Annotated in this window: 14 protein-coding genes and 1 pseudogene; 1 reads left to right on the forward strand and 14 read right to left on the reverse strand. The window is 73.9% G+C overall.

Annotated elements, in window-relative coordinates:
- Positions 1-38: 38 nt before the first annotated feature.
- The 7 genes from topA to bldG all read right to left on the reverse strand — a co-directional run bounded on the left by topA (position 39) and on the right by bldG (position 9,195).
- The gene (topA, locus tag ACIQUR_RS15730; protein ID WP_403664203.1) at positions 39-2,897 is read right to left on the reverse strand and encodes a type I DNA topoisomerase; all 2,859 of its coding nucleotides are present in this window, start codon (positions 2,895-2,897) and stop codon (positions 39-41) included.
- Positions 2,898-3,084: 187 nt separating this feature from the next.
- Positions 3,085-3,282 (reverse strand): hypothetical protein, encoded by a 198-nt coding sequence (locus ACIQUR_RS15735; RefSeq protein ID WP_403664206.1) that lies wholly within the window; start codon positions 3,280-3,282, stop codon positions 3,085-3,087.
- 91 nt (positions 3,283-3,373) lie between these two features.
- Positions 3,374-4,912 carry a methyltransferase gene (locus ACIQUR_RS15740; RefSeq protein ID WP_403664209.1) on the reverse strand — a complete coding sequence of 513 codons (1,539 nt, stop codon included), beginning with the start codon at positions 4,910-4,912 and terminating at the stop codon, positions 3,374-3,376.
- 70 nt (positions 4,913-4,982) lie between these two features.
- Positions 4,983-5,549 carry a small secreted protein gene (locus ACIQUR_RS15745; protein ID WP_403664212.1) on the reverse strand — a complete coding sequence of 189 codons (567 nt, stop codon included), beginning with the start codon at positions 5,547-5,549 and terminating at the stop codon, positions 4,983-4,985.
- Positions 5,550-5,674: 125 nt separating this feature from the next.
- Positions 5,675-8,077: a sodium-translocating pyrophosphatase gene (locus tag ACIQUR_RS15750; protein ID WP_403664215.1), complete on the reverse strand. Its 2,403-nt coding sequence runs from the start codon at positions 8,075-8,077 to the stop codon at positions 5,675-5,677.
- Between the two features lie 248 nt (positions 8,078-8,325).
- Entirely contained in the window at positions 8,326-8,766 is a 441-nt protein-coding gene (locus ACIQUR_RS15755; protein ID WP_403664217.1) for an ATP-binding protein, read from the reverse strand.
- An 87-nt stretch (positions 8,767-8,853) separates the two neighbouring features.
- Entirely contained in the window at positions 8,854-9,195 is a 342-nt protein-coding gene (gene bldG / locus ACIQUR_RS15760; protein WP_399946861.1) for an anti-sigma factor antagonist BldG, read from the reverse strand.
- 80 nt (positions 9,196-9,275) lie between these two features.
- On the opposite strand from bldG, the pseudogene ACIQUR_RS15765 reads away from it, so the two are divergent.
- A pseudogene (locus tag ACIQUR_RS15765) lies at positions 9,276-11,730 on the forward strand (DEAD/DEAH box helicase).
- On the opposite strand, the gene ACIQUR_RS15770 reads toward ACIQUR_RS15765, so the two are convergent.
- From ACIQUR_RS15770 to ssd, 7 genes are read right to left on the reverse strand one after another with little or no spacing between them, the layout of a single operon-like run.
- Positions 11,708-12,127 (reverse strand): Rv3654c family TadE-like protein, encoded by a 420-nt coding sequence (locus ACIQUR_RS15770; protein WP_403664220.1) that lies wholly within the window; start codon positions 12,125-12,127, stop codon positions 11,708-11,710. The pseudogene ACIQUR_RS15765 and the gene ACIQUR_RS15770 overlap by 23 nt on opposite strands.
- Positions 12,124-12,519: a TadE family type IV pilus minor pilin gene (locus ACIQUR_RS15775; RefSeq protein WP_403664223.1), complete on the reverse strand. Its 396-nt coding sequence runs from the start codon at positions 12,517-12,519 to the stop codon at positions 12,124-12,126. The genes ACIQUR_RS15770 and ACIQUR_RS15775 overlap by 4 nt, the downstream gene beginning before the upstream one ends.
- Positions 12,506-12,700 carry a DUF4244 domain-containing protein gene (locus ACIQUR_RS15780; protein WP_403664226.1) on the reverse strand — a complete coding sequence of 65 codons (195 nt, stop codon included), beginning with the start codon at positions 12,698-12,700 and terminating at the stop codon, positions 12,506-12,508. The genes ACIQUR_RS15775 and ACIQUR_RS15780 overlap by 14 nt, the downstream gene beginning before the upstream one ends.
- Before the next feature lie 50 nt (positions 12,701-12,750).
- Positions 12,751-13,551 (reverse strand): type II secretion system F family protein, encoded by an 801-nt coding sequence (locus ACIQUR_RS15785; RefSeq protein WP_403664229.1) that lies wholly within the window; start codon positions 13,549-13,551, stop codon positions 12,751-12,753.
- A complete protein-coding gene (locus ACIQUR_RS15790) occupies positions 13,548-14,387 on the reverse strand; it encodes a type II secretion system F family protein (protein WP_403664863.1) in 840 nt (279 codons plus the stop codon). Before ACIQUR_RS15790 ends, ACIQUR_RS15785 begins: the two co-directional genes overlap by 4 nt.
- Before the next feature lie 2 nt (positions 14,388-14,389).
- The gene (locus tag ACIQUR_RS15795) at positions 14,390-15,538 is read right to left on the reverse strand and encodes a TadA family conjugal transfer-associated ATPase (protein WP_403664232.1); all 1,149 of its coding nucleotides are present in this window, start codon (positions 15,536-15,538) and stop codon (positions 14,390-14,392) included.
- Positions 15,535-16,662, reverse strand: coding sequence for a septum site-determining protein Ssd (gene ssd / locus ACIQUR_RS15800; RefSeq protein WP_403664865.1), 1,128 nt, complete (start codon positions 16,660-16,662; stop codon positions 15,535-15,537). Before ssd ends, ACIQUR_RS15795 begins: the two co-directional genes overlap by 4 nt.
- Positions 16,663-17,008 lie beyond the last annotated feature (346 nt).

A 17,008-nucleotide genomic window follows, 5' to 3' on the forward strand; every position in this document is an offset into this window, starting at 1 on the left:
GGGCCCTGGTGACGCGGTGCGGGTGCGGCCCGTGCGGGTCAGTCCTCCGAAGGGGCCGCGGCCGCCTTCTTCGCCGCCGCGGTCTTCGCCGCGGCGGTGGTCTTCTTCGCCGCCGACGCCGTCGTCGTCTTCTTCGCGGCCGTCTTCTTCGCGGCGGCCGCCGTCGTCTTCTTGGCCGGCGCCTTCTTGGCCGCGGCCTTCTTCGCGGGCGCCTTCTTCGCCGCCTTCTTGGCCGGTCCCTTCGCCCGCTTCTCCGCCAGCAGCTCGTAGCCGCGCTCCGGCGTGATCGTCTCGACGTCGTCGTCCCGCCGCAGCGTGGCGTTCGTCTCGCCGTCCGTCACGTACGGGCCGAAGCGGCCGTCCTTCACCACGACCGGCTTCTCGCTGACCGGGTCGACGCCCAGCTCCTTCAGCGGCGGCTTGGCCGCGGCCCGGCCCCGCTGCTTCGGCTGCGCGTAGATCGCCAGCGCCTCGTCCAGCGTGATCGTGAAGAGCTGGTCCTCGGTCTCCAGCGACCGCGAGTCCGTGCCCTTCTTCAGGTACGGGCCGTAGCGGCCGTTCTGCGCCGTGATCTCCACGCCCTCCGCGTCCGCGCCGACCACGCGCGGCAGCGACATCAGCTTCAGCGCGTCGTCGAGCGTGACGGTGTCGAGGGACATGGACTTGAAGAGCGAGGCGGTCCGCGGCTTGACCGCGTTCTTGCCCGTCTTCGGCGTGCCCTCGGGCAGGATCTCCGTCACGTACGGGCCGTAGCGGCCGTCCTTGGCGACGATCTCGTGCCCGCTGGCCGGGTCCTTGCCCAGCGGGAACTCGCCGCTCGGCTTCGAGAAGAGGTGCTCCGCGTACTCGACCGTCAGCTCGTCCGGCGCCAGGTCGTCCGGCACGTCGGCCCGCTGGTGGCCCTCCGCGTCCTTCTCGCCGCGCTCGATGTACGGGCCGTAGCGGCCCACCCGCAGCACGATGCCCTCGCCGACCGGGAAGGAGGAGATCTCCCGGGCGTCGATCGCGCCCAGGTCCGTGACCAGCTCCTTCAGGCCCCCGAGGTGGTCGCCGTCGCCGTTGCCGGCCTCGGCGGCGCTGCCGGCGCCCGTGGCCTCGCCCGAGCCCTCGCCGAAGTAGAAGCGCTTCAGCCACGGCACGGACTGGGCCTCGCCCCGCGCGATGCGGTCGAGGTCGTCCTCCATCTTGGCGGTGAAGTCGTAGTCGACCAGCCGGCCGAAGTGCTTCTCCAGCAGGTTGACCACGGCGAAGGACAGGAAGGACGGCACCAGCGCCGTGCCCTTCTTGAACACGTAGCCGCGGTCGAGGATGGTGCCGATGATCGAGGCGTACGTCGACGGGCGGCCGATCTCGCGCTCTTCGAGCTCCTTGACCAGCGAGGCCTCGGTGTAGCGGGCCGGGGGCTTGGTCGCGTGGCCGTCGACGGTGATCTGCTCGGCGGTCAGCGCGTCGCCCTCGGCGACCTGCGGCAGGCGCCGCTCGCGGTCGTCCAGCTCGGCGTTCGGGTCGTCGGCGCCCTCGACGTACGCCTTCATGAAGCCGTGGAAGGTGATCGTCTTGCCGGAGGCGGTGAACTCGGCGTCGCGCCCGTCCGCGGCGCGGCCGCCGATCCGGACGGTGACGCTGTTGCCGACCGCGTCCTTCATCTGGGAGGCGACGGTCCGCTTCCAGATCAGCTCGTAGAGGCGGAACTGGTCGCCGGTCAGACCGGTCTCGGCCGGGGTGCGGAAACGATCACCCGACGGACGGATGGCCTCGTGGGCCTCCTGGGCGTTCTTGACCTTGCCGGCGTAGACGCGCGGCTTCTCCGGCAGGTAGTCGGCGCCGTACAGCTGCGTGACCTGCGCGCGGGCGGCGGCGACGGCCGTCTCGGAGAGGACCGTGGAGTCCGTACGCATGTAGGTGATGAAGCCGTTCTCGTACAGCTTCTGGGCCACCTGCATGGTCGCCTTCGCGCCGAAGCCCAGCTTGCGCGACGCCTCCTGCTGGAGGGTCGTCGTACGGAAGGGGGCGTACGGGGACCGGCGGTACGGCTTCGACTCGACGGAGCGGACGGCGAACGAGGTCTCGGCGAGCGCGGCCGCCAGGGCCCGGGCGTTCGCCTCGTCCAGGTGCAGGACGTCGCTCTTGAGCTGCCCGTTCGGGCCGAAGTCGCGGCCCTGCGCGACGCGCCGGCCGTCGACCGTGTTCAGGCGGGCGACCAGGGAGGACGGGTCGCTGGGGTCGCCGGCGCGGCCCGTGGAGAAGGTGCCGGTGAGGTCCCAGTACTCGGCAGAGCGGAAGGCGATGCGCTCGCGCTCGCGCTCGACGACGAGGCGGGTGGCGACGGACTGGACGCGGCCGGCCGACAGGCGCGGCATGACCTTCTTCCACAGGACCGGCGAGACCTCGTAGCCGTAGAGGCGGTCGAGGATGCGGCGGGTCTCCTGGGCGTCGACCATGCGCTTGTTCAGCTCGCGCGGGTTGGCGACGGCGTCGCGGATCGCGTCCTTGGTGATCTCGTGGAAGACCATCCGGTGGACGGGGACCTTGGGCTTGAGCACTTCCTGGAGGTGCCACGCGATGGCCTCGCCCTCGCGGTCCTCATCGGTGGCGAGGAAGAGCTCGTCGGACTCGGCCAGCAGCTCCTTGAGCTTCCTGACCTGCGCCTTCTTGTCCGCGTTGACGACGTAGATCGGCTGGAAGTCGTGCTCGACGTCCACACCGAGGCGGCGGACCTCACCCGTGTACTTCTCCGGCACCTCGGCGGCGCCGTTCGGGAGGTCGCGGATGTGCCCGACGCTCGCCTCGACGACGTACCCAGGGCCGAGGTAGCCCTTGATCGTCTTCGCCTTCGCAGGAGACTCGACGATGACGAGTCGGCGGCCGCCCTTTGCGGTCTCGCTAGTCGGGGACAACTTGGCTCTTCTCTCCGGTCGGCACTCGGTCGCAGTACGGCGACGCTGCGGAGTGTGACGGTACAACCCGCCCCCGTGTCAAACGGCACAAGCCCGCAACGGCCACTCGAACGGTAACCCGACTAGTGCCATTCCTGCCGCCCGGATACCGCCGTGCCGTCACCCCGGTCCGCCGCCGGACCCGCCCTCAGGGCCTGGCGAAGCACCAGACCCCGAGGGCCACGGACACCGCGCCGGCCAGTGCTGCCACGGGCACCGCCAGGCCGGGGCGCACACCTTCCGCAACCGGCTCGCGCCGCACGGCGCACGCCCCCGTCCAGAGCAGCATCCCGGCTCCGAACAGCGTGAACACCACGCCGGCGAAGATCGCTGGACCGCTCTCCATGCTGTGCTCCCGTCCCCTCGGGCCCCCGGGCATCCCCCGTGGGCGGGAGCCTGGCAGGGCCCGGGGTACGGCGGGCGAACCCCGGGTGAACTCAGTTCGTCCCGATGCCGGGAGCGGGTTCCAGGAATCCCTGCTCGACGAGCATCCGGATCGCCTCGGGCGTCCGGTCGCGCAGGACGACGGGGTCCTCCTGCATCAGCTGGGCGATGGCGTCGAGGATCCGCCCGGCGCTGAGCGAGCCGTCGCAGACCCCGGCGAAGCCCGCCCCGACGGTGTCCACGCGGGTGGCGCGGCGCATGCCGCGGTGCTGGCGCAGCACCACGTGCTCGGGGTCCTCGGCGCCCGGCGCGCCGACCTGCTCCTGCACCACTTCTCCGGCCATCCGGAAATGGCCTTCGAGCAGGGCCGCGTCGTCGTGCGCGCGCAGGTAGTCCTGCCGCTCGAAGTGGGCGCGGACCGTGTCCCCCAAGGGCTGCTCGACGGGGTGCGGCCACTCCTCGACGACGATGGAGGGGCGCTCGGCCGCGGTCTTGCGCAGCGTGATCCAGCCGAATCCGACGGCCTTGGTCTTGCGGGCCTCGAACTCGTCCAGCCACTCCTCGTACCGCCGGGCGTACTCGGCCGGGTCGGTGCGGTGGTCGCCGGCGTCGCGCAGCCACAGCTCGGCGTACTGGGTGACGTCCTGCACCTCGCGCTGCACGATCCAGGCGTCGCAGCCGGCCGGGACCCAGGAGCGCAGCCGGTCGGCCCAGTCCTCGCCCTCGACGTGCTGCCAGTTGGCGAGGAACTGCGCGTACCCGCCCTCGTTGAGGTGCTCGCCCGCCTGCCGGACGAGGGTGCGGCACAGGTCGTCGCCGCCCATGCCGCCGTCCCGGTAGGTGAGCCGGCCCCCGGTGGGGTTCTCCGCGCCGGAGGCCTGGGGAGAGATCACGAAGGGCGGGTTGGACACGATCAGGTCGTACGTCGCCCCGCCGACCGGCTCGAAGAGGGAGCCCTCCCGCAGCTCGGCCGCGGGCGCCCCGGAGAGCGCAAGGGTCAGGCGGGTGAATTCCAGGGCGCGCGGGTTGACGTCGGTGGCGGTCACCCGGGTGGCGTGCTGCGAGGCGTGCAGGGCCTGGATGCCGGATCCGGTGCCGAGGTCGAGGGCCGTGCCGACGGGGGTGCGGACGGTGATCCCGGCCAGCGTCGTGGAGGCGCCGCCGACGCCGAGGACCACGCCCTGCGCCTTGCTGCCGATGCCTCCGGCGCCGCCGACGGCGCAGCCGAGGTCCGAGACGATGAACCAGTCCTCGCCGTCCGGGCCGCCGTACGGGCGTACGTCGACCCGCGCGCGGATCCCGTCGCCGTCCCGCTCGACCCAGCCGTCGGCCAGCGCCTCCGCCAGCGGCAGGGCGGCCTCCGCGGCCTCCGCCGGGACGGAGTCCTGGAGCAGGAACAGCCGGGCGAGGGTGGGGAGCGGGCCGTCCCCGCGGGTCGCGCGGGCGGCGGGCACCGTCTCGCTGCGGGCCAGCGCGGCGTAGGCGGGTGCGCCGAGCAGGTCGAGCAGCCCGTCCGCGGTGAACCCGGCGGAGAGCAGGGCCTCGCGGAGGGCGGCGGCGTGGTCGGGCGAGGGCAGGCTGGGGGTACTCACCCGCCCATTGTGTCCGCTCCCGCCGTCAATCCGTACGACGTGCCGGCGACGGGTCGCCGCCCCCGGGGCCTCAGCCCTGGGACGGCGCCGGGGTCGCGGCGCGCTGGCAGCTCTCCTGGTTCTTCATGGCCTTGCCCAGCTCGCCCGACTGGAGCTTGGTCAGGGCCTCGTTGCCGCTGTTGCTGAGCTTGGAGAGCTCGTCGGCGATGTTCTTGAGGCCGTCGGCGAACTTCGCCTGGTCCTTCGGGTCGAGCGCGTCGACCTTCACCTTGAGGTCGGCGTAGGACTTGGAGATCGCGTTGAGCTCGGCGACGGCGTCGGCCTGCGTCTTCTTGCCGTCCTCGGCCGGCGGGACGCCGGCGCCCGCGACGGCGGTGCCCATCTGCTTGTACGCGTCCGAGAGGGACTGGAACGCGGCCGAGTCGGTCTTCTGCACGACGTCGGCCTTGCTCTGGTCCGTGGTCTCCTTCTGGATCGCGGCGTTCGCGGCCTGGATCTTCTGGACCTGGGGCTCGACCTGGTCGCAGACCTTCTTCGCCCAGTCGTTGACCTTCTTCTCGCCGTCGTCACCGCAGCCGGACAGTGCGAGTACCAGTACCGCACCGCCGGACAGGGCGGCCGCAAGCTTCTTGTTCACCGGATTGGTCCCTTCCAAGGCTCTCGGCCCCGGAACATACACCCCGCACCGTACCGGCTCACACGAAGCGGGCGGACGGCGCGTCACCACGCACCGTCCGCCCGTAGTTGGGCCGGGGTCCCCGGTCAGGAGGAGGCGACCGCCGCGTCGGGCTGCTGCGCGACGCGTTCGGCGGTGCCACCACTGTCGTCGCCGACGGCGATGCCGCGGCGCTTGGAGATGTACACCGCGCCGACGATGACGATCAGCGCGACCGCTGCGACGACCCCCCGCACGGCGGGGCTGGCGTCGTCGCCGTAGCTGAACTGCACGACGGCCGGGGCGATCAGCAGCGCCACCAGGTTCATGACCTTGAGCAGCGGGTTGATCGCGGGTCCCGCGGTGTCCTTGAAGGGGTCGCCGACGGTGTCGCCGATCACGGTGGCGGCGTGGGCCTCGCTGCCCTTGCCGCCGTGGTGGCCGTCCTCGACCAGCTTCTTGGCGTTGTCCCAGGCACCGCCGGAGTTGGCGAGGAAGACGGCCATCAGCGTGCCGCAGCCGATGGCGCCGGCCAGGTACGAGCCGAGGGCGCCGACGCCGAGCGTGAAGCCGACGGCGATGGGCGCCATCACGGCGAGCAGGCCGGGGGTGGCCAGCTCGCGGAGGGCGTCCTTCGTGCAGATGTCGACGACGCGGCCGTACTCGGGCTTCTCGGTGTAGTCCATGATCCCGGGGTGCTCCCGGAACTGGCGGCGCACCTCGTAGACCACGGCGCCCGCGGAGCGGGAGACGGCGTTGATGGCCAGCCCCGAGAACAGGAAGACCACGGCGGCGCCGAGGACCAGGCCCACCAGGTTGTTGGGCTGGGTGATGTCCATGTTCAGGCCCAGCTCGCCGGCCTTGGCGCTGACGTCCTTGACGGCCGTGGCGATCGCGTCGCGGTACGAGCCGAAGAGGGCGGCCGCGGCGAGGACCGCGGTGGCGATGGCGATGCCCTTGGTGATGGCCTTGGTGGTGTTGCCGACCGCGTCGAGGTCGGTGAGCACCTGGGCCCCGGCGCCCTCGACGTCGCCGGACATCTCGGCGATGCCCTGGGCGTTGTCGGAGACCGGGCCGAAGGTGTCCATGGCGACGATGACGCCGACGGTGGTGAGCAGGCCGGTGCCGGCGAGGGCGACGGCGAACAGCGCCAGCATGACCGAGGTGCCGCCCAGCAGGAACGCGCCGTAGACGCCGAGGCCGATGAGGAGCGCGGTGTAGACGGCCGACTCCAGGCCGACGGAGATGCCGGCCAGGACGACGGTGGCGGGGCCGGTCAGCGAGGACTTGCCGATGTCCCGGACGGGGCGGCGGGTGGTCTCGGTGAAGTAGCCGGTGAGCTGCTGGATGACCGCGGCGAGCACGATGCCGATGGCCACGGCGACGAGCGCGAGGATCCGCGGGTCTCCGTCGTGGGCGGTGATCGTGCTGTCGGTGACGCCCTTGAGGTCCGCGTAGGAGGACGGCAGGTAGGCGAAGGCGGCCGCGGCGACCAGGACCAGGGAGATCACGGCGGAGATGAAGAAGCCGCGGTTGATGGCGGTCATGCCGCTGCGGTCGGTGCGGCGCGGGGCCACGGCGAAGATGCCGATCATGGCCGTGATCACGCCGATCGCGGGGACGATGAGCGGGAAGGCGAGTCCTGCGTCGCCGAAGGCGGCCGTGCCGAGGATCAGCGCGGCGACGAGCGTGACGGCGTACGACTCGAAGAGGTCGGCCGCCATGCCGGCGCAGTCGCCGACGTTGTCGCCCACGTTGTCGGCGATGGTCGCGGCATTGCGCGGATCGTCCTCCGGAATGCCCTGCTCGACCTTGCCGACCAGGTCGGCGCCGACGTCGGCGGCCTTGGTGAAGATTCCTCCGCCGACTCGCATGAACATCGCGATCAGCGCGGCGCCGAGGCCGAAGCCCTCCAGGACCTTGGGCGCGTCGGCGGCGTAGACGAGCACGACGCAGGAGGCGCCGAGCAGTCCGAGGCCGACGGTGAACATGCCGACCACGCCGCCGGTACGGAAAGCGATCTTCATCGCCTTGTGTGCGACGGAGGTCAGGTCCTTTTCGGGTTCTCCCTCGGCGGGAGTCGCCTCGCGGGCGGCCGCGGCGACGCGGACATTCGCGCGGACGGCGAGACGCATGCCGATGTATCCGGTGATCGCCGAGAAGATCGCGCCGATCAGGAAGAAGGCGGAACGTCCGGCGCGCTGCGACCAGTTGTCGGCGGGGAGCAGGAAGAGCAGGAAGAACACCACGACGGCGAATACGCCGAGGGTGCGGAGCTGGCGTCCCAGATAGGCGTTGGCGCCTTCCTGAACCGCTGCCGCGATCTTCTTCATGCTGTCGGTGCCCTCGTCGGCGGCGAGCACCTGGCGTACCAGGAGCTGGGCTACGACGAGCGCGGCCAGGGCCACGGCCGCGATGACGAACACGATGAGCCGGTTGTCATCCGTGAGTACCGCCGCCGCGAGCCCGGCGGTGTGGGCTGGCTCGAGAGGGGTGAAGAGCCCCGTCATTCGTCCTCCTTGACGTGAAGAGCTCAAAAGATGTGGACGGATTGTAGGGAGCTACACCTGATCAAAACAGTACGCGGGAAACGGAATTGGCCTGCTCTTGCTCCTCAGCAAATGATCGCGTCACGCCATTACCCTCGAAAGAGGTAATGGGGCAAAAGCATTGACGCCTGATCAATGATCTAGGGAAATGAAAAAGGCCCTGCTCAGCAGGGCCTTGAATAAGATCCGACGGTACGACCGGAAAGATCTCAGTGCACTTCGGGAACGGCCGTGGTCGGCCAGCTCATGCGGATCACGCCGCCCGATTCGCCGCTGGTGACCTCGACGTCGTCGACCAGTCCGCTGATCACGGCGAGACCCATCTCGTCCTCGCCGTCCGCCTCCGGCTCGGCGGCTCCGCCCGCCTGCGCGGACGCGGAGTCCCCGCCCCCGGAGGGGCCGGGGACCTCGTCGGCGACCTCGATGGAGAAGACCTTCTCCTCTTCGGTCAGCAGCACCCTGACGGGCGCGGAGACCTCGTGGCTGCGGTGCAGCCCGACAGCACGGGAACAGGCCTCGCCCACGGCGAGCCTGACCTCGTCGAGCAGGGCCTCTTCCAGACCGGCACGACGCGCCACGGCGGCCGCGACCAGCCGGGCCGTGCGGACGTGCTCGGGCTGGGCGCTGAAACGGAGTTCAACGGTGGCCATGCGGTCCCCCTCGGACGTCTAGGGCGTGCTGTACAGGGGCCCGGGCCGGCCGGCCCGGTGCCCCCGCTCCTTGATCCGGGCGACGCGTCAGTCGGTGGCGTTGACCGCGTCTTCCACCGTGGTGTGGATCGGGAACACCTTGGTCAGACCGGTGATGCGGAAGATCTTGAGGATGCGCTCCTGGTTGCAGACCAGGCGCAGGGAGCCCTCGTGCGCGCGGACGCGCTTCAGGCCGCCCACGAGCACACCGAGGCCGGTGGAGTCGAGGAAGTCCACCCGCTCCATGTCGACAACCAGGTGGTAGCTGCCGTCGTTCACCAACTCGACCAACTGCTCGCGCAGCTTGGGCGCGGTATACACATCAATCTCGCCACCGACCTCGACGACCGTGCGGTCGCCGACAGTGTGAGTCGACAGGGACAGGTCCACGGATCCTCCAGCACCTTGCTATCGAGCGGCGCCCCCCAGGGGCATCCCCCCCGAAGGTAGGGGACGGATTGGCAGCCGCGATGGCATTCAATCACTTACCGGCGGGCGTGCACGACGCCTTCGGACCTATTGTCCCGCACGCCAGTGACACACTCGACTCCAATGGCCAGCAATCATCGTCCCGGGCACCACACGGCGGCCGCGGACACACGACCTGCCCCCGGAACGGTTCTGGACCGGCTCTCACGGGGGCCGGGCCGTGCTGCGCGCATCACCCATACGGAGCATCTGCCCCCGCGCGAGGGCCGTCATGCCGTCTGGCCCGACCGCATTCGAACTGATGTCGTCGCGGCCATCCAGGCGGCCGGCATCGAACACCCCTGGGCCCACCAGGCGGAAGCCGCCGAGCGCGCGCTGGACGGCGAGTCGGTGGTGGTGGCCACCGGCACCGCCTCGGGCAAGTCCCTGGCCTACCTCGCGCCCGTCCTGTCCACCCTCGCGGACGGCGCCGCCGCCCCGAACGGCCGCGGCGCGACCGCCCTGTACCTGGCGCCCACCAAGGCCCTCGCCGCCGACCAGCGGCGCGCCGTACGCGAGCTGGCGGCCCCCCTCGGCAACGCCGTCCGCGCGGCCGTGTACGACGGCGACACGCCCGTCGAGGAGCGCGAATGGGTGCGCCAGTACGCCAACTACGTGCTGACCAACCCCGACATGCTGCACCGCGGGATCCTGCCCGCCCACCCCCGCTGGTCCTCCTTCCTCCGCTCGCTGCGCTACGTCGTGATCGACGAGTGCCACACCTACCGCGGCGTGTTCGGCTCGCACGTCGCCCAGGTGCTGCGGCGGCTGCGCCGCCTGTGCGCCCGCTACGGGGCGGACCCCGTCTTCCTGCTCGCCTCGGCCACCGCCAGTGACCCCTCCGTCGCTGCGAGCCGCCTCACCGGCCTGCCGGTCACCGAGGTCACCGACGACGCCTCACCCCGCGGCGAGGTGGTGTTCGCCCTGTGGGAGCCCCCGCTGACCGAGATGACGGGCGAGAAGGGCGCTCCCGTCCGCCGTACGGCCACCGCGGAGACCGCCGACCTGCTGACCGACCTCGCCGTCCAGGGGGTCCGCACGGTGGCCTTCATCCGCTCCCGGCGCGGCGCCGAGCTGATCGCCCTGATCACCCAGGAGCGGCTGGCCGAGGTCGACCGCTCCCTGCCCCGGCGGGTCGCGGCCTACCGGGGCGGCTACCTGCCGGAGGAGCGCCGCGCCCTGGAGCGGGCCCTGCACTCGGGCGAGCTGCTGGGCCTGGCCGCCACCACGGCACTGGAACTCGGCGTCGACGTGTCCGGCCTGGACGCCGTGCTGATCGCCGGCTACCCCGGGACCCGGGCCTCGCTGTGGCAGCAGGCGGGCCGCGCCGGCCGGTCCGGCCAGGGCGCGCTGGCCGTGCTGGTCGCCCGCGACGACCCGCTCGACACGTACCTCGTCCACCACCCCGACGCGCTGTTCAAGCGCCCCGTCGAGGCCACCGTCCTCGACCCCGACAACCCCTACGTGCTGGCCCCGCACCTGTGCGCCGCCGCCGCGGAGCTGCCGCTGACGGAGGACGACCTGGCGCTCTTCGGCCCCGCCACGGCCGACCTGATGCCGCAGCTGGAGGCCGCGAAGCTGCTCCGCCGCCGCGCCACCGCCTGGCACTGGACGCGCCGCGAGCGGGCCTCGGACCTCACCGACATCCGGGGCGGCGGCGGGCGCCCCGTCCAGATCGTGGAGGCCGCGACCGGTCGGCTGCTGGGCACCGTGGACGAGTCCGCCGCCCACACCGCCGTCCACGAGGGTGCGGTCCACCTCCACCAGGGCCGTACGTACCTGGTGAAGACGCTGGACCTGGAGGACTCCGTGGCCCTCGTGGAGGAAGCCAGCCCGCCCTTCTCCACCACCGCCCGCGACACCACGTCGATCTCCGTGCTGGAGACCGAGACCGAGGTCCCCTGGGGCGACGCCCGGCTCTGCTACGGGTCCGTCGAGGTCACCAACCAGGTGGTGTCCTACCTGCGCCGCAAACTGATCACCGGCGAGGTGCTGGGCGAGGCCAAGCTCGACCTGCCGCCCCGCACCCTGCGCACCCGGGCCGTCTGGTGGACGGTCACCGAGGACCAGCTCGACGCCGCCCGGATCAACCCGGAGATCCTCGGCGGAGCCCTGCACGCCGCCGAGCACGCATCCATCGGCCTCCTCCCGCTCTTCGCCACCTGCGACCGCTGGGACATCGGCGGCGTCTCCGTGCCGCTGCATCCCGACACCCTCCTTCCGACGGTCTTCGTCTACGACGGCCACCCGGGCGGCGCCGGGTTCGCCGAGCGCGCCTTCCACACGGCCCGCTCCTGGCTCACCGCCACCCGCGAGGCCATCGCGTCCTGCGAGTGCGAGGCGGGATGCCCCTCGTGCATCCAGTCCCCCAAGTGCGGCAACGGCAACGACCCGCTCCACAAGCGCGGCGCCGTCCGCCTGCTCACCGAGCTCCTCAAGGCGGCCCCGGCGCCCTGACGGGCACCCCGAGCGGCGCTCCGGGCAGCATCCCGGCCGACGGCGCCCCGGCCGGCCCGCCGGTCAGCGCCTCGGCGGGACCGGCCCGGGCGGCCACCTCCGGAGCGAAGGGCCCGGCCCGCACCCGGGCGGCCACGTCCGCCACCTCGCCGGGGGCGGCGCACCGGGAGAGCTCCGCACCCTGGGCCCGGGCCACCCGCAGCGCGACCGCACACGCCTCGGGCTCCCCCCGGGTCCACACCGTGGCGGCCGCCAGGGCGGCCAGGTCCGCGGCGGCGGCGGCCCGGTGCCGGGCCACCACCACCTGGCCCAGCGTGAGGACGCCCCCGAACACGGCGGTCAGCACGGAGGCCACCAGCACCGCCCAGACGGTCGCCGAGCCCCGGTCCCGGCTCACGGCAGCACCTCCTCCCCGAGCGCGTCCTCGGCCAGTGCCACCGCACCGGCCCCCAGCCGCACCCCGAGCGCCCCGGGTCCGGGGGCGGGCGCCTCCACCCGCACCCGCCACAGCTCGCCGTCCCGCTCCACCCGCACCCGGGCCCCCTCGGGGGCCACCGCACGGGCCGCGGCCACGGCCTCCGGCACCGGTTCCGAGCGGGCGGCGGCCCGCGCCCCGGCCCGGGCGGCGTCCACGCACCCGATCTGCGCGGCCGCCGCCATCAGGGCCCACACCAGCGCCACGGCGAACAGCACCAGCGCCGGCAGCACCAGGGCCGCCTCGGCGGTGACGTACCCGCGGTCCCGGCCGGGCCCGGCCCGGCAGCGGAGGCCGCGGTCAGACCGAGCCACCGAGCGCCTTCCCGATCGTCGACGCCAGCGCCGACGACACCACGTCGCTCGTGACGACCTTGTAGAGCACGGCCGCGAAGGCACAGGCGGCGATCGTGCCCATCGCGTACTCGCTCGTGGTCATGCCCGCGTCGCGCAGGTGTCCGCGCAGCGCCTCCCGCACCCGTCGCCAGATCCCCATCTCGTTCCCGCCTCTCAACTCGCAGATGTCCATGACGTTCTGATCTCCGTTCAGCGCCCGCCGAGCAGTCCGGCCGCCAGGCCGATGACCACCGGCGCCACCCCGACCGCGAGGAACGCGGGCAGGAAGCACAGCCCCACCGGGGCGGTGATGAGGACCGCGGCGCGCTGCGCGCGCGCCGTGGCGGCCCGTGCCCGCTCGGCCCGCAGCCCCGCGGCCAGCCGGGAGACCGGCTCGGCCGCCGGAGCCCCCGTCCTGGCGGCCCGCTCCAGGCAGTCCGCCAACGGCCGGGCACCCGGTATCGCGGCCAGCCGCCCCCACGCCTCGCCCGGTTCGCCACCGAGCCGCAGCTCCGCGCCGGCCCGGGCCAGCCGCTCCCCCACCGGCCCGCCCAGGGAGTCGCCCACCACCTCGGCGGCCTCCCGCGGGCCCGCGCCGGCGGCCAGGCAGGCACCCAGCAGATCGGCGGCGAACGGCAGCTGCCGCCCGTCCTCCCGCCGCCCGGCCCCCACCCGGTCCACCCGGCGGCGCCACCGCACCGCCCACCGCACCCACCCACGGCCCCACCGGCCCGCCCCGGGCACCTCACCCGCACCCCCGGCCACCCCCACACCCCGCACAGCCCCCGCCGGACCACCCCGGACCGCACCCCCGGGCACCCCCGCACCCCGCACGGCCCCCGCCAGGCCACCCCCGCCAGCCCCACCGCCCCCCGGACCACCCAGCACCCCCAGGAGCCGCCGCCGGGCGCCCCGCTCCAGCACCGCGGCCCGCACCAGACACCCCAGCCACGCTCCGACGGCCGCCACGGCCACCACTGTCCCCAGCCTGTGGACGAAGTCCCCGGTCACGACCGCTCCCCCGCCCGCACGATCCGCCAGGCCCAGCACAGCCCCAGCCCCTCCAGCACCAGCCCGGTCACCAGACACCCCAGTCCCAGACCGGTGTGCAGCAGCACCCGCAGCGGAGCGGCCCCCAGCGCCGTGCCCATCAACAGCCCGGCCACCGGCAGCAGCGCGAGCACCACCGCGGTCGACCGCGCACCCGCCAACTGGGCCCGCAGCCCCTCACGCTGCTCCCGCTCGGCCCGCAACGCCCGCTCCAGCCGCTCCAGTCCGGCCGCAAGACCCGCACCACCGTCCACGGACACCCGCCAGCAGGCGGCCATCCCGGCCAGCCCCTCGGCCCCCGGTTCCCGCGCCGCCACCCGCAACGCCCCCGGCACATCCCCACCGAACGCCGCCGCGGCCAGCACCCCGGCCTCCCCGGCCCCGAGCACATCCCCCTCGCCCCGCAGCACCGCGGTCACCGCCTGCCCGGCATGGGCGCCGGCCCGCAACTCCCCGGCGACGGCGGCACACACGCCCAGCACCCGGGCCTCCCGCTCCGCCCGCCGCCGCGCCGCCTCCCGCACCCGCAGCCACCGCCGCACCAGGGGCACCGCCAACGCCCCACCGGCCAGGGGCAGCAGCGAACCGCCGGCCAGCGCCACGAGCAGCCCGGCCGCCAGGCACCCCCACTCCCGCCGGCCCCGCAGCCACGCACCGGCCAGGGCCGCCCCGCACCGCCAGGACGCCACCCGCCGCACCGCAGGGCCCGCGAACAGCGCCCGCGCCCGGAACTCCGCCTCGTCCCGCACCGCAAGGGCCCACACCGCGCCCCCGGCACACACCGCCGCACCGAACACCCTCACCGCACACCCCCGAGCATCCCCCGCAGCCGCTCCCAGCCGCCCTCGCGCACGAACCCCCGCGCTCCCCAGCGCAACGCGGGCACCGTCACCACCAGCCCGGCCCCGTCCCGCTCCAGCACGTGCAGCTCGGCCACCCGCCGCCGCCCGGCACGGTCCCGCACCAGGTGCACCACCACGGACAGGGCGGCCGCCAACTGGCTGTGCAGCGCGGCCCGGTCGAGACCCGCGGCGGTACCGAGCGCCTCCAGCCGGGCCGGCACGTGCGCGGCGGCGTTGGCATGGACCGTCCCGCACCCGCCCTCGTGCCCGGTGTTCAGCGCGGCCAGCAGATCCGCCACCTCGGCACCCCGCACCTCGCCGACCACCAGCCGGTCGGGCCGCATCCGCAGGGCCTGCCGCACCAGATCGGCCGGCGTCACCAGCCCCGCACCCTCCTGGTTGGCCGGACGCGTCTCCAGCCGCACCACATGCGGGTGGTCGGGGCGCAGCTCGGCCGAGTCCTCGGCCAGCACGATCCGCTCCCCGGGCCCCACCAGCCCCAGCAGCGAACTGAGCAGCGTGGTCTTCCCGCTGCCCGTGCCCCCGGAGACCAGGAAGGACAGCCGGGCCTCGACCAGCGCCCGCAGGATCCGCTGACCGCCGGGCGGCACCGTGCCCGCGGCCACCAACTCCTCCAGCGTGAAGGCGCGGTGACGCACCACCCGCAGCGAGAGGCAGGCGGACCCGACCGCCACCGGCGGCAGCACCGCGTGCACCCGCGTCCCGTCCGGCAGCCGCGCGTCGACCCAGGGCCTGGCATCGTCCAGCCTGCGCCCCGCCACGGACGCAAGCCGCTGCGCCAGCCTGCGCACCGCGTCCGCGTCCTTGAAGGCCACCGGCGTCAGTTCGAGCCCGCCGCCCCGGTCCACCCACACCCGGTCGGGCGCGGCCACCAGCACGTCCGTCACCTCGGGATCGGCCAGCAGGGGCTCCAACGGCCCGGCGCCCACCAGCTCCGAGCGCAGCTCCCGCGCCGCCCCCAGCACCTCGGCGTCCCCGAGCAGCCTCCCCTGGGCCCGCAGCGCGGCGGCCACCCGGGCCGGTGTCGGCTCGGCCCCGCTCTCCGCGAGCCGCTGCCGCACCGCGTCCAGCAGCCCGGCGCTCATCCCGCACCTCCCCCGGCCAGTGCCCGCTCCCAGAACCCGGCGCAGAACCGCCCCAGCGGCCCCCGCGCCCGCACCCCCGGCGGCTCCCCGGCAGCGGACCCGAGCCCCGCCTCGCACGGCACCTCACCGGCCGACGGCAGCGTCAGCAGCCGGGCCACCGCCTCCGCGTCCAGCCCGGGCGCGAACGGCCCCCGCACCACGAGCCGCAGGTCGCGGGACACCGCTCCGACGGCGCCGGCCACCCGCCCGGCGGCCGCCACGGCCCTCAGCTCACCCGGCACCACGAGCAGCACCAGGTCCAGTTGGGCGAGCACCTCCGCCACCCCGTCGTCGAGCCGGCGCGGCAGGTCCACCACGACCACCCCGCCCCGGCGCCGCGCGGCGGCCAGCACGGACCGCACCGCGGCGGGCGGCACCACCACCTGGTCCCCGCGGTCCCAGCTGAGCAGCCGCAGCCCGTGCAGGCGCGGCAGCGACTCCTCCAGCGCCCCTGCGCCGACCCGGCCGCGCGAGGCGGCGAAGTCCGGCCAGCGCAGCCCTTCGGCGTGCTCACCGGCCAGCAGCACGTCGAGGCCGCCGCCCAGGGGGTCGGCGTCGACCAGCATGGTCCGCTCGCCTGCCCGGGCGGCTCCGACGGCGAGGGCGCAGGCCAGCGTGGACGCGCCGGCGCCGCCACAGCCGCCGATCACCCCGACGGTCAGGGCCTGGCGTCCGGTGCCCTCGGCGACGTCCGCGATCCGGTCGGCCAGCCAGGCCTCCCGGTCGGGCAGCCGCAGCACCTGCTCGGCGCCGATCTCGACGCCCGCCCGCCAGACCTCCGGGTCCTCGGTCCGGTGCCGCCCCACGAGCAGCACTCCGCCCCGGCGCGGCGCGCCGCGCACGCGCCCCACCGCGTCCTCGCCCACCAGCACCAGCGGGGCCGATTCCCAGCCGGGCCCGGCCCCCGGAGGGGGCGGCGAGCCGCCGGCCGCGGCGTCGCGCGTTTGCTCCGGCACCGAGTGCTGCACGCGTGGTTCCGCCCCCGCCGCTGCGCACAGCCGCAGCAGGTCGTCGAGCAGGTCCGGGTCCTCCGTGACGATCAGCGGCCCGCCGGGCCGGACCTCGCCGGGCACCGGTCCCTCCAGCCGCTCGCGCGCCTCCCGCGACTTCGATCCAGCCACGATCTCCGCCCCCTTCTCACCGCAAATCCCACAGCCGCGGACTTCGCGGCCGGAATCACCGTGCGGCGATCCGGAAAAAGATGTGGATCTTGCTCAAAAACTGTGAACAACTCCCCACCTGTGAATAACTTCGTCACTCTTTCGATTGCGTTCCAGAGCGCACCGGAACCGCTACGCAGCGTGACGAGTCCAAGGGGTTGGAGGGCCGCTCGGCCCGCGGCCGCGGGCCGCTGGAGCGGACGAAAGGTGATCACACCGGATCGAGGGAACGGACGAAAATGCGTCCGGACATGCGACGACCCCCGCCGGG

The sequence above is a fragment of the Streptomyces sp. NPDC101132 genome (genome assembly GCF_044759225.1).
Lineage (GTDB): Bacteria > Actinomycetota > Actinomycetes > Streptomycetales > Streptomycetaceae > Streptomyces.

Excerpts from the sequence above, each read along its gene's own strand:
- ACIQUR_RS15735 (WP_403664206.1), bottom strand. The coding sequence starts at position 3,282 with ATGGAGAGCGGTCCAGCGATCTTCGCCGGCGTGGTGTTCACGCTGTTC.
- ACIQUR_RS15750 (WP_403664215.1), bottom strand. The coding sequence starts at position 8,077 with ATGACGGGGCTCTTCACCCCTCTCGAGCCAGCCCACACCGCCGGGCTC.
- ACIQUR_RS15755 (WP_403664217.1), bottom strand. The coding sequence starts at position 8,766 with ATGGCCACCGTTGAACTCCGTTTCAGCGCCCAGCCCGAGCACGTCCGC.
- ACIQUR_RS15780 (WP_403664226.1), bottom strand. The coding sequence starts at position 12,700 with ATGGGGATCTGGCGACGGGTGCGGGAGGCGCTGCGCGGACACCTGCGC.
- ACIQUR_RS15795 (WP_403664232.1), bottom strand. The coding sequence starts at position 15,538 with ATGAGCGCCGGGCTGCTGGACGCGGTGCGGCAGCGGCTCGCGGAGAGC.